At 54.7% G+C, this 12,133-nt stretch carries 10 protein-coding genes and 2 tRNA genes; 11 read left to right on the top strand and 1 reads right to left on the bottom strand.

Going from position 1 to position 12,133, the window contains the following annotated elements:
• The 3 genes from B3075_RS07435 to B3075_RS07425 form a co-directional block, all read left to right on the top strand.
• Window positions 1-544: TCP-1/cpn60 chaperonin family protein (locus B3075_RS07435; protein WP_290489116.1), on the top strand; the 544-nt coding region annotated here is incomplete at its 5' end.
• A 172-nt stretch (window positions 545-716) separates the two neighbouring features.
• On the top strand, window positions 717-1,169 hold the full coding sequence (locus B3075_RS07430) for a PepSY-like domain-containing protein (protein WP_290489117.1): 453 nt from the start codon (window positions 717-719) through the stop codon (window positions 1,167-1,169).
• Window positions 1,170-1,329: 160 nt separating this feature from the next.
• On the top strand, window positions 1,330-3,561 hold the full coding sequence (locus B3075_RS07425; protein WP_290489119.1) for an inorganic phosphate transporter: 2,232 nt from the start codon (window positions 1,330-1,332) through the stop codon (window positions 3,559-3,561).
• A 258-nt stretch (window positions 3,562-3,819) separates the two neighbouring features.
• On the opposite strand, the gene B3075_RS07420 is transcribed toward B3075_RS07425, so the two are convergent.
• Window positions 3,820-3,893: transfer RNA gene (locus B3075_RS07420), tRNA-Gly, on the bottom strand.
• 142 nt (window positions 3,894-4,035) lie between these two features.
• Here B3075_RS07420 and B3075_RS07415 point away from each other — a divergent pair.
• The 8 genes from B3075_RS07415 (at window position 4,036) to gap (ending at window position 12,018) form a co-directional block, all read left to right on the top strand.
• Window positions 4,036-4,109, top strand: a tRNA-Gly gene (locus tag B3075_RS07415).
• 186 nt (window positions 4,110-4,295) lie between these two features.
• Window positions 4,296-4,820 carry a hypothetical protein gene (locus B3075_RS07410; protein ID WP_290489121.1) on the top strand — a complete coding sequence of 175 codons (525 nt, stop codon included), beginning with the start codon at window positions 4,296-4,298 and terminating at the stop codon, window positions 4,818-4,820.
• Between the two features lie 24 nt (window positions 4,821-4,844).
• Window positions 4,845-6,059 (top strand): hypothetical protein, encoded by a 1,215-nt coding sequence (locus B3075_RS07405; RefSeq protein WP_290489122.1) that lies wholly within the window; start codon window positions 4,845-4,847, stop codon window positions 6,057-6,059.
• A 92-nt stretch (window positions 6,060-6,151) separates the two neighbouring features.
• Entirely contained in the window at window positions 6,152-8,359 is a 2,208-nt protein-coding gene (locus B3075_RS07400; protein ID WP_094135365.1) for a polysaccharide biosynthesis tyrosine autokinase, read from the top strand.
• Window positions 8,360-8,370: 11 nt separating this feature from the next.
• On the top strand, window positions 8,371-8,976 hold the full coding sequence (locus tag B3075_RS07395; protein WP_094135364.1) for a polysaccharide biosynthesis/export family protein: 606 nt from the start codon (window positions 8,371-8,373) through the stop codon (window positions 8,974-8,976).
• Window positions 8,977-9,573: 597 nt separating this feature from the next.
• Entirely contained in the window at window positions 9,574-10,107 is a 534-nt protein-coding gene (locus B3075_RS07390; protein WP_290489124.1) for a hypothetical protein, read from the top strand.
• A gap of 65 nt (window positions 10,108-10,172) precedes the next feature.
• On the top strand, window positions 10,173-10,766 hold the full coding sequence (ruvA, locus tag B3075_RS07385; RefSeq protein WP_094135403.1) for a Holliday junction branch migration protein RuvA: 594 nt from the start codon (window positions 10,173-10,175) through the stop codon (window positions 10,764-10,766).
• A gap of 226 nt (window positions 10,767-10,992) precedes the next feature.
• Entirely contained in the window at window positions 10,993-12,018 is a 1,026-nt protein-coding gene (gap, locus tag B3075_RS07380) for a type I glyceraldehyde-3-phosphate dehydrogenase (RefSeq protein WP_012420455.1), read from the top strand.
• Window positions 12,019-12,133 lie beyond the last annotated feature (115 nt).

Genomic DNA, 12,133 nt, shown 5'->3' with positions numbered 1-12,133 from the left:
GCTGGCCGGCGGCGTGGCCGTCATTCATGTGGGCGCCGCGACGGAAACGGAAATGAAGGAAAAGAAGGCCCGTGTGGACGACGCCCTGCACGCTACCCGCGCTGCGGTGGAAGAAGGCATTGTTCCCGGCGGCGGCGTGGCGCTGATTCGCGCCCAGAAGGCCATTGACACCCTCAAACTGGAAGGTGATGAAGCAACGGGCGCCCAGATCGTTTATCGCGCTGTGGAAGCCCCGCTCCGCCAGCTGGCCTGCAATGCCGGCCGTGAAGGAGCCCTCATCGTCGCCAACGTGAAAGGCATGAAGAATACTTCCGAAGGTTACAACGTGGCCACGGACAAGTATGAAGACCTGCTTGCCGCCGGCGTGGTGGATCCGACCAAGGTGACCCGTTCCGCTCTGCAGAATGCGGCTTCCATCGCCGGTCTGCTGCTTACCACGGAATGCGTCATCGCCGACAAGCCCGAGAAGAAGAGCTGCGGCTGCGGCTCCGGAGCTTCCGACATGGGCGGCATGGGAGGAATGGGCGGCATGGGCATGATGTAAGCCCCGTCCGTTTCTTTGAAACAAGGCAATCGGCTTCAAGGCTCCCCGGTTTTCCGGGGAGCCTTTTTTATATTGCTTCATCAGGAGGCGGTTTCAGGAAAGAGGCTGCGCAGAATGTCCGGGGAATGGAAGAATATTGAATGATGACAGGAAATATCTGTCTAATCATTACATGACGAAGTTATATAAGAATATATTGTTTGCGGCCGTGGCATTGGTCATGCCTTCCGCCCTGGCCGATATCCCGGAGTCTTCCGTTCCGGCTGCCGCCGTTTCCAGTATCAAGGGAGCTTATCCGAACGCCGGTTTCATTGAATGGGACTCTGAAATGCATGGCTTGAAAAAGATTTACGAAGCCGAATTCAAAATTAACGGATTCCAGTTTGACGTGAAGATTGCCCCTGATGGGAAAATTGTGCGGATTAAGGAAGAAATGGCTGTTTCCTCTCTTCCGGAAGCCGTTCGTTCGTCCGTTTTGAAGCGTTATCCGGGGTGCCGGATTAAGGAAGCGAAAAAAATTACTGAAGGAGAACTTGTCCGTTACAAGGTGGAAGTGGAGGACAGCCGTGATGATTATGATGTGCTGATTGCCCCTGACGGAAATATCCTCCATATAGACCGTTAGGATTTTTGTTCATTTGACGAAAGCGGGAGGAGAGCGGATGAGTCCGCTCTCCTCTTTTTTTGAGGCCGGGGAAGTGTGTGGAAAATGTAACGAAATGTTCACGTTTTAAAACGGGCGTGCGGAAGCGTCCTCCTGTAATAAAGGGGCGTTTATTACGCATATGGACCCAATCTATTACTTGATCATAGGATTGATACTGGCGTTATCCTGCTTCGACCTCGTTGTCGGAGTTTCCAATGACGCCGCCAACTTTCTGAACTCCGCCGTCGGTTCCAAGGCCGCTCCGCGCAGGACAATTGTGCTGGTGGCCGCTGTGGGCATCATCATCGGCTCGTTGTTCTCCAGCGGCATGATGGAAATAGCCAGAAGCGGCGTATTCATGCCGGCCCGGTTTTCTTTCCATGACATCATGCTGATCTTCCTGGCGGTCATGTTGACGGATGTCATCCTGCTGGACGTTTTCAACACGTTCGGCCTTCCCACTTCCACTACGGTTTCCATTGTTTTTGAACTTCTGGGCGGCGCCGTGGCTGCGGCCCTCTTTAAAATCTGGTCCGGGGAACCGGGCGTTGCGCAGGAATTGTCCGGCTACATTAATTCCTCCAAAGCTCTGGCAATCATCTCCGGCATTTTTTCCTCCGTTTTTATTGCTTTCATCTGCGGGATAACGGTTATGTGGATTTCCCGCCTCATTTTCTCCTTCAACTATCAAAAGTCCTTCAACTATCTGGGAGCCGTCTGGTGCGGCGCGGCCCTGACGGCTATCACTTACTTTGCCATTTTCAAGGGGCTGAAGGGAAGCACGCTGGTCACCAAGGAGATGCTTCGCCACCTGGACGCCCATATCTGGCTGTACGTTGGCTGCAGCCTGGCATTCTGGACCGTCCTGATGGCCGTGCTCCAGTATCTTTGCAAAATCAACATCCTGAAAGTATCCGTTCTCGCGGGCACCATGGCGCTGGCCCTTTCCTTTGCCGGGAATGACCTGGTCAACTTCATCGGCGTTTTCATGGCGGGGCAGTCTTCCATGGAAATTGCGGCTGCCGCCGCAGCGCAGGGGGCGGACCTTTCCACTCTGTCCATGGACGGCCTGATGGCGCCCGTCACGGCGGATTGGCGTTACCTGCTGGGTGCGGGCGTCATCATGGTTCTGGCCCTCATGTTCTCCAAAAAGGCGCAAACCGTTACGGATACGGAAGTCAATCTGGCGAGGCAGGGCGGGGGAGTAGAGCGGTTCGGCTCCGTCCCTCCGGCCCGCATGGCGGTACGCTATGCCCTGAATGCTTCCCGCGCCGTGGAAAAAATCATGCCCGCCTGCGTTGGGAAATTTATTGAAAAACGCTTCCGGCCTGTGCCGGAAGGGCCGGATAACGGCGCTTCTTTCGACCTCATTCGCGCTTCCGTGAATTTGACGGTGGCTGCCCTGCTGATTTCTCTGGCCACGTCCCTTCGGCTTCCGCTTTCCACCACGTATGTGACGTTCATGGTGGCGATGGGTTCCTCCCTGGCGGACAAGGCCTGGGGGCGGGACAGCGCCGTGTACCGCATCACCGGGGTGATTACGGTGATTTCAGGGTGGTTCTTCACGGCCTTTGCCGCGTTTTCCATATGCTTCATTGTAGCGGCCTGCATCCTGTATGGCGGCCTCTTCGGCATCATCGCCATATGTTCTCTGGCGGCTTTCCTGCTTCTGAAAAGTTCCAGGCTCCATCGCCAAAGAACCCGGGCTGCGTCCCAGGCGCAGACCGCCGATTACCGGGATCCGGCCGCCGCCGCGCGTTGCAATGAGGAAATTATCGAGCTGATGAAGCGCATGGCGGAAATCTATGAAATGAATCTGGAGGCCCTGAACGTGGAGGACCGGAAGCGTCTGAAAAAACTCCGGAAAGAAGCGCGCGGCATCCGCCGTTCCCTGAGCGATAAAATGGCGATGGAAGTCATGCCCGTCGTCCGTGAACTCCCGGACAAGAAAGCCGACCGCGGCAAGCGCTATGTGCAGATGGTGGAATACGCTGCCTCCGTTTTTGAATCCCTCTCCAATATTACTGCGGCCAGCCATGCCTATATCGACAACAACCATGAAGGTCTGGATTTGGAAAGGATAGAGCTTCTGCGGGGAATGAACAGCCGTGTTTCCTCCCTCTACCCCCGTTTCCGGGAAATGATGGAAAGCAATGACTATACCGGGCTGGACGAATGCCTGGCAGGCATGGACGCTCTGGATGAAGAATTTGCGGATGCCGTCAAACAGCAGATCATTCTGCGTCCGGAAGATGCTTCCGATATGCGACGGACGCTTCTCTATCTCAACCTTCTTAATGAAACCCGGACGATGATCCGCAAAGCGCTTCTTCTTGCTAAAATCCAGAGGAAATTTGTTCTTGGACGGTAGCGTCTCCCTGTCATTCACGGCCGTGCCGGCGGCGAATGCTTCCGGCGCGGACGTTTTGCCTGGGCTGTTCCCGTATGGGGAGCGGCGGCCGTGCCTTTTTTATTCATATGAAAAAAGGCTTCTTTGCAGATAGAGCATGTTTTCTGCCTGTGGGCGCAATGTCTTGAAAATCTGTTTCCAAGCGTTGCCATGTATGTTGCCGTTCCAAAGGAACAAAAAACCGCAAGTCTTGATAAACAATAACTTGCGGTATAAAACTGGTACGGGCGATGGGAATCGAACCCACGTCTCAAGCTTGGGAAGCTCGCGTCCTACCATTGAACGACGCCCGCATGAAATGCGGATGCCTATTTAGCGGCAGAAGGCCCGGATGTCAAGACCACAGAAAAAACGTGTCCTCTTTTTTGTTATTTTAACGCAGTAATGAAAAAAAACTTGTCTTATTCCGTGATTTGAACATAATACGTCCGTTGCGCGGGTATAGCTTAATGGTAAAGCTCCAGCCTTCCAAGCTGATTATACGGGTTCGATTCCCGTTACCCGCTCCATCTTTTTATTAAATTCACCTGCTAAATACTTCCTTTATGAAAGCCAGGTTTATGACAAAGGCGGCGCTTAGTGCGCTGGCACTTGCGTTTGCGGGCGCTCTTCCCTGTGTAGCTCAGCAAACTGCTTCTCCGGCAGCCGCTCCGGCTGCTGATTCGGTTAAAGCCTCCGCTGTTGAAAAGGCTTTTATGAAGAAAATGGCGGATATTGTTCAGGCTGGCCTGAAAGCTGGCGCTCTGGATATGAAGGCGGTGTCCGGAGTTTTGAATGAAGCTGTCAAGGCCGGCGTGTCTGATCATGTGATGGGGACTATGGTGTCTATGGCAGCGGGCGCTTTCCCGTCCAATGCTCCTGCCGTCGCTTCCGCCGCTGTTCAGAGTTATGGGCCGGACGTGAAGGAAGAACAGGTGCGCAATGTGATTGCTTCCGCCGTTTCCTCCCAGCCCCGCCCTTATGTGTCTGTGGCTCCTATTTCGGAAGCGGTTGAAAAAGCTTTGGGCAATTCTCCGGTAGCCGCTGCTGTTCCTTCCATTGCTGTGGGCGTGGCGGAGCAGACTCCCGATAATCCCCTCACAGGGGTAACGGCTCAGGAACGCGGCTTGGTAAGACCTAATGAAGATGTTCCCGGGGGCTCTCTGGTTCTTCCGGGCGGTCTTCCTATAGGCGGCACGCCCTTCGGTCCTGCGCCCGTATCCAATCCTGCCGGCAATTAACCTGATTCTTATTTAGCAAATAACATGAAGAGCCTTTTTTATCTCTCCCTGGTGGGCGCCGGCATGTTTGCCGTTCATGCCAACGGGCAGTCTCTGTACACGCTGGCAGGTCCGGTTGGCCTGGAGGAGTCCCTTCCTCTTAAGTGGTCCTTCAATCTGGCGGGAGGGTATGACGATAATGTCAACGCCTCCAATTACAACCAGCAGGAATCCGCATTCATCAGCACGGACATCGGCGCTTCCCTGGCCAACTACGATGCCGTGACCCAGTATTCTTTCTCCGCCAAGCTCGGGGGTATTTTTTACCTGAAGGATCTTGATGGAGGAACGAATGAAGCCCTTTCCAACTCCACGCTGTCCGCCAAACTTTCCCATAGTTTTGACCAGACGTTGCGCTATAACGGCGCCGTCTCCTTCGCGTGGCAGCCGGAACCCAACTATTCCAACGGTATTGCCAATGCCCGTCGGGATGGCGACTACATTTACGTATATGTCTCCAGTTCCGTGAGCAAGGCGTGGACTTCCCGTTATTCCACAACGCTGGGCGCCAATTTCTCCATGATCGACTATCAGGAAGACTCCGCCAAGACGGATAACCGCGATTATGTCGGCATGAATTTCACCAACCGGTACAAGTGGACGGAACGCCTGGCTATTTCCCTGGGCTGGAACGGTTCCTACTGTAATCGCGAATACGGCAACAACGAATTTTCCAACTTCGTCATGGCCGGCGCTGAATACGCGGTGAGTGAAAATACCTCCGCCACGCTGCGCGTAGGTCCGCAATTCAAATATGTTGAGAATTACGGAACAAAAACCTATCCTTCCGCGGAATTCGGCTTAAACCACCGTGTGAGCGACCGTTTCATGCTTGGGACGTTCGTTCGCTATTCCAACGAAGCGGTGAATACCTATATCCCTTACAACGGCGCCAGCTATTACTCCAATGAAACGTGGCGTTTCGGGATACACAGCACGCTGAAGCTGACGCACCGCGTCAGTCTGAATTGCGGAGCGAACCTGATTGCCAGCGATTATACGCGTCCCAGCTCCATCGGCAATAGCGACACGTCCAACCTGACCTTCAATGCTACCGCCGGTATCAAGCTTCTGCTGACGAATGCCCTGGCTCTTACGGCCCAATATTCCTACACTAACGGTTCCTACAGCGGCTATAACTACCCGATGCCCTCCTACAACCGCAATGTGTTCTCCTTCGGCATGAATTACAGCTTCTAAGTCTTGACTGACCATTAATGCCTTTACTCCTCTAATTGCGAATTTTCATTCACAATTAGAGGAGTTTTTATCTTACTGCCTTACTATATTTCATGAGTGCCCAGGATCAGCAGAACAGTGATCGCATCGTACGCAATATTGACTATTTGCAGGTTTTAAAAAATCGCTGGAAGGAAGTCTTTCTTGTCTTCCTTCTGGTGCTGGTCATTTCCGTGGTAGTGACTTTCCTGATGCCGCCTTCCTACCGGGCGACCAGCCAGTTCCAGATTAAACTGCCCAAACCTGTGATGGATATCGGCAGAGGGGGGGACGTAGTTGCCACTTCCAATGTGACGGCCAACTACATTCCCATGCAGTATTCCGTGCTGACTTCCGCCGAAGTGCTTAAGGTGGTATCCAGGAAACTGAACCTTGCCGCGGAATGGGGGATGACGGATGAAATGGCGGCGACCAATCTGTTCGGCATGATCAAGGTGGCCCCCGTGCGCGCCACGGACCTTGTGGACGTTATTGTGTCCGGTCCGGACCCCAAACTGGTGCAGAATATCGCCAAAGCGGTTCCTGAGGCGTACAAGCAGGACCGTGAAATGCGCGAGAACCGTCTGGTGGAAACTGCCATCAAAAGTCTGAAGGATGTCCTCCGGGAACAGGAGGATGCCGTCAATGAAAAGATGATGGCTCTCAAGAAACTGATTGCGGAGAGTTCCTACCTGCCCACGTCCTGGAGAAACGGCGAACACCGCAGCACCCTGACGGCCGGTATGGAAGAGGAGGAATTCCGGAACGCCAAAGCGCAGGCCATGGATTTTGAAAGGAGGGAAAAGGAACTGGCTTCCTATGTGCAGGAATTGCAGCGTCTGCCCGACGACAAGTTGCTGGATTACGTAATCAGTTCCGATTTGCTGAATGCGGAGACTGTGGGGGCGGATGCTCTCCGTAAGACCTATGCCGAATTTTCCGACAAGCTCAAGGAAAAGGAAAATCTGAAGTCCCAGAATATCGGCCCCAAGCATCCCAAAATGCTGGCATTGCTGGAAACGGAAAGAATTCTGGGGGATAAGCTGAACAAGGAATTGATAGGCCTGCGTTCTTCCCTGAAGAGCAAGCTGGAAATGGTTGCCGCAAGCCGGAAGCACTGGGAGGCGACCGTTGCCCAAAAAGAGGAAGATCTCCAGAAGCATGTTCTGCAGGTGCCCATGTATGAACAGGCCAGCCGTGATTATGACGCTGCGCTGGATCAGCTTAAGGAACTGGATTCCCGGTACAAGGATGAAATTGCCCGTTTGCGCGTACCCCGTGAAGCGATTGAAATGTATCAGCTGCCGACCTATCCTGTTGCTCCTTACAAGCCGAATGTGACTATTAACCTGGCGGTGGGAGCGGGCGCCGGGCTGCTGCTGGGCATCGGGTTGGCCCTGCTTCTGGAATTCATGGATACTTCCGTGAAGACCATGGAAGACGTGGAACGGGCTCTTCAGGTTCCCGTACTGGGCATTATTCCCAAGAATGTGCCGATTTTGCATTCTTCCGGTGTCATGGGGCCGGATGCGGAAGCCTACCGCATTTTGCGGACGAACATCGAATTCAACAAGAAAGGGCTGGAGGAAATTTCGCTGACCTTTGTTTCCGGCAGCGCTGGGGAAGGGAAGACCACCACTCTGTGCAACCTGGCCTATATCTGCGCCCAGGGGGGATATGCCACCCTGATGATCGACGCCGACCTGCGCCGTTCCAAGCTTCACCGGTATTATGAGCTGGACAATGAGCTGGGGTTGACTTCCTATCTGCTGGAAGATTATCCGCTGGAGGAAGTAATTTTCCAGACGCCCATTGAAAACCTGTATGTCATGCCTGCAGGGCCCACTCCCTTTGATCCTTCGGGCGCCTTGAATTCCCGCAAGTTTAACGAATTGCTGCAGGAAGTGAAGCAACGTTTTGACATTGTGCTGGTGGATTCCCCTCCCATCCTGGGGGTTAGCGACTCCGCCGTCATTGTGAGCGAGGTGGACATGACTCTCATGGTTGTCCAGCCCCGCAAACTGCCGCTGAAAGCCCTGTTGAGGCAGAAGCAGGTAATTGAGTCCGTGGGCGGCAATCTGGCCGGCGTGGTGATGAATAATGTGGACATCACGTCTGATCACCAGTATCAGTATTACACAACTTACTATTCCTACTATTCTACGGATGGCTCTTCCTCCGGCGAGAACGCGGAAGCCTCTTCCATGAAGAAGGCGGAACGTTCCGGAAAGGCCAAGGAACTGGCGGCCACCCAGTCCCATGATAGTGAAGATTTGTATTAACCCATTGCTCCATGAGAAAATATATTTGTTCCATCCTTTGCCTTATGCTGGGTTCGGCGGGGCTGGTCTGCGCCCAGTCTCCGGATGCCGTGCCGCCCCAGGGCACCATTGAAATCCAGGTGCGCGGCATTCCCGCTGACGACGCTACCGCCATTTCCGGGCAGTATCTGTTGGACGGGAACGGGACGATACGCATGCCCCAGCTTCCTCCGGGGCAGGATGTGCTGCGCGTGGTAGGCAAAACGGCGCGCCAGATTGAAGATATGCTGATGGCCGCCTATAAGAAGGCGGAGCTGTACACGGCTCCTACGTTTCTGGTGAAGGTGCAGAGTTCTGATGCGCGGCTGACGGAACACATCGTTCTGGTCAGCGGCGGCGTGGCGATGAAAAAGAATGTTTTATGGCGGCGCGGCATGACGCTTCTGGAAGCGATTGTGGGCGCCGGCGATATCACGGACTGGGGTTCCCGGTACGTGCAGGTGACGCGCGGCGGAAAAACCGTGACGTATGATTACTTTTCCATTAAGGACAGGGCGATTCCCATCCAGCCCAATGACCGTATTTTCGTTCCCCAGCGCGGGATTTTTGAAGGGCGCCCGGCCAAACTTCTTCCCTGAGGCATTTTTTTCATACCCGGCTTTCCGCAAGGAAGCCGGGTTTTTTTGTTGGGGCCGGTTGCCATGGCGGGGGGAATATAGGAAAAAACGCGGATAGGGAAACGGGGGGGGGCTGGAATGAAGGTGCTTATCGTCAGCGGTTAATGAAAGCAGGAGAGCTTTTCATGGCTCTTTTTCAGGCCTTTTGCCGGAAATGAACCGTTTTTGGGGAAGCCGCATGGCGGAATCAGGAGGAGAAAGAAGTTGTTCCCAGAAGATTTGCGGCATCGGAAAGGAACGCCTGAAAAAAGGATGGAGGCGAGATTTTTCTCCAGTTTCTTTTGTTCATAGGGAGGAAAGGCTTAAGAGCCTGAAAAAATTTAGGGGGATAAGTTTCCCGATTGGCGCGTAGGCCCTTTTCACATGATTGGCCGGTACGGTCTCCGGGCATATATTGCGGTGAAATGAGTTTAGCATGAATGTAAAAAACAGAAAAACAAAGAAAAATGTTGAACATTCTTAAACTCAATGCATTTTTGGAATCTCCAAAATATGTTAGAGTTTCGTGCGGAACGGCTGCATGAAGCTTCGTAACTCCAATATGAAAACCCGTTAGTCATGATATACCGTTTCAAGAAAACATTCATCGGCGTGGGAGGGCGTGAATATATCAGCAATCCCAAATTGAGCTTCCCTGAGCATGTCAAAATCCGCCGCCGCGGAACGAATCCCAGGTCCGGGCAGCCTTATACGGAGGCAGGCAGCGCCTTTGTGGAGACGTCCGCCGTCGCGGCCCGGCTCGGCTGCAGCGCGTCTGCCGCGCGCCAGTATCTGCACCGCCACGGCGTCCGTTTCCGGGTAGTCCGCAAGGGCACGGGTTCCCTGGCCCTGTACTGGCGGCGGCTGGATGTGGACCGGGTTTTTGCCGGCCGGGAGCCCGTGCGCCGCCGCGTTCCCCCGTGTTATATGGATATGGCCGGGGCCGTCAGCATGCTGGGAGTCGTCCGCAGCTATGTTTACAGGCTGGTGAAAAAAGGGTTGTTGCGTGAATACAGGTGCCGGATGAAAACAGCCCGCGGGCTGCGCGTGCGCTGCTTTTACCACCGGGAGGATCTGGAACACGTCAGGCTGCATGTGCTCCAGAAAAGATGACGGAAGCAGTTCCGGCGGATGCGTTTTTGGCTTGCGCGCGGGCCGGATTGTGTCACGTTAAGGGCATGATAGCTTTTCTGCGCGGCACGGTGGCGGAATCGTATCCCCAGCGGTTGATCCTGGATGTTCATGGGGTGGGGTATGAAGTGATTGTTCCCCTGTCCACGTTTGACAGGCTGAATCCCCTTCCCGGCAGGGAGCTGACGCTGAAGACCTACCTGCATGTCCGGGAGAATATGCAGGTGCTGTATGGTTTTGCCACGGATGCGGAGAGGGATATCTTCCTGCTGCTGATTGAGCGCGTTTCCGGAATCGGCCCGGCCACGGCGATTGCCATTTTGGGGTCCCTGTCCGTGGAGCAGTTCAAGCAGGCGGTTGTGGGCGGAGACGTTTCCGGCATTGCGCGGGCCAAGGGGGTGGGCAAGAAGACGGCGGAGCGCATCGTTCTGGAGCTGAAAGATAAGGTGGGCCTGGCCGCCACGTGGGAGGCCCAGGCCCAGGGCGCTACTTCCCAGGCCGCCGGGGACGCGGAATTGGCGTTGATTGCGCTCGGGTTCAAGCAGACGGAATCCCGCAAGGCGATTGCCGCCCACCTGAAGGAGCATCCGGATGCGGATGTGGACGCGCTGATACGCGCCGCCCTGCGCTCCATGAATTGAAGGTGCTTCCTGCATAAGGCGTGTGTGTTTGCAAGTTTTTGATTTTCATGGGGGAGCATGTTCGCCTGAAAGAGCGTTCCCTGTTTGCGGAAGCTCGGGAGCATACTGCCATGATGGGGGAACAATAGTGTTGACGGCTGGTTGAAACATTTCTAAACTTGCAGCGTCCATGGTACTTGAATAAGTCCGGGACTAGTAATTAATCAAATCTGAAGCCCTCAATCTTATGGCCAAATATGCTATTAACGGTTTTGGACGCATTGGTCGCAACGTACTGCGCGCCATGTCCAAGGAAGAACGCAACAAGGTTGTTGCCATCAATGACTTGACTCCTATCGAAACGATCGCCCACCTGCTTAAGTATGACTCCACGCAGGGCAAGTTTGACGGTGAAATTTCCATCGAGGGTGATTATCTGGTCGTTGACGGCCACAAGATCCTCATTACTGTGGAACGCGATCCCGCCAACCTTCCCTGGAAGGACCTGGGCGTAGACGTCGTTCTGGAATCCACCGGCCTGTTCACCAAGCGCGACGCCGCCAAGAAGCACCTTGACGCCGGCGCCAAGAAGGTTCTTATTTCCGCTCCTTCTCCGGATCCGGATCTGACTTTCGTTCTGGGCATCAACGACAGCGAATACGATCCCGCCAAGCACGACATCGTTTCCAACGCTTCCTGCACCACCAACTGCCTTGCTCCGATGGTGAAGGTGCTGGACGACAAGTTCGGCGTTGAAAAGGGCATGATGAGCACGATCCACTCCTACACGAACGACCAGCGCATTCTGGACCTTCCGCACAAGGATCCCCGCCGTGCCCGCGCCGCCGCGATCAACATCATCCCGACGACCACCGGCGCCGCCAAGGCCATCGGTGAAGTAATGCCGAACCTGAAGGGTTCCCTGAACGGCGCTTCCTTCCGCGTTCCGACTCCGACCGGTTCTCTGACCGACTTCGTGGCCGTGCTCAAGAAGGACGTGACCGTGGAAGAAGTGAACGCCGCCATGAAGGAAGCCGCTGAAGGCCCGCTGAAGGGTATTCTGGCTTACTCCGAGGAAGCCCTCGTTCTTCAGGACATCGTTTCCGATCCCCACTCCTGCATCTTTGACTCCGGCTTCACGTATGTGGTCGGCGGCAACCTGGTGAAGGTCTGCGGCTGGTACGACAACGAATGGGGTTACTCCAACCGCGCCGCCCAGGCCATGAAGAAGCTGGGCGACAGCCTGGGCTGCGGCTGCTCCTGCGGCAAGTAAGTCCCCTCGGACAACGCTTGCTCTTCAGTTGCACGACAAGTCTTGCCGTCCGCCTGTTTCAACTTTCCGGCTTTCCTGGCCGGGTTCGCCGGGCGGGCGGGGATTTATCCGGGAG

The organism is Akkermansia sp. UBA7090 (genome assembly GCF_002493465.1).
Lineage (GTDB): Bacteria > Verrucomicrobiota > Verrucomicrobiia > Verrucomicrobiales > Akkermansiaceae > Akkermansia > Akkermansia muciniphila_A.
This window is presented reverse-complemented; position numbering and strand designations above follow the sequence as displayed.

Excerpts from the sequence above, each read along its gene's own strand:
- B3075_RS07430 (WP_290489117.1), top strand. The coding sequence starts at position 717 with ATGACGAAGTTATATAAGAATATATTGTTTGCGGCCGTGGCATTGGTC.
- B3075_RS07425 (WP_290489119.1), top strand. The coding sequence starts at position 1,330 with ATGGACCCAATCTATTACTTGATCATAGGATTGATACTGGCGTTATCC.
- B3075_RS07410 (WP_290489121.1), top strand. The coding sequence starts at position 4,296 with ATGAAGAAAATGGCGGATATTGTTCAGGCTGGCCTGAAAGCTGGCGCT.
- B3075_RS07405 (WP_290489122.1), top strand. The coding sequence starts at position 4,845 with ATGAAGAGCCTTTTTTATCTCTCCCTGGTGGGCGCCGGCATGTTTGCC.
- B3075_RS07400 (WP_094135365.1), top strand. The coding sequence starts at position 6,152 with ATGAGTGCCCAGGATCAGCAGAACAGTGATCGCATCGTACGCAATATT.
- B3075_RS07395 (WP_094135364.1), top strand. The coding sequence starts at position 8,371 with ATGAGAAAATATATTTGTTCCATCCTTTGCCTTATGCTGGGTTCGGCG.
- B3075_RS07390 (WP_290489124.1), top strand. The coding sequence starts at position 9,574 with ATGATATACCGTTTCAAGAAAACATTCATCGGCGTGGGAGGGCGTGAA.
- ruvA (WP_094135403.1), top strand. The coding sequence starts at position 10,173 with ATGATAGCTTTTCTGCGCGGCACGGTGGCGGAATCGTATCCCCAGCGG.
- gap (WP_012420455.1), top strand. The coding sequence starts at position 10,993 with ATGGCCAAATATGCTATTAACGGTTTTGGACGCATTGGTCGCAACGTA.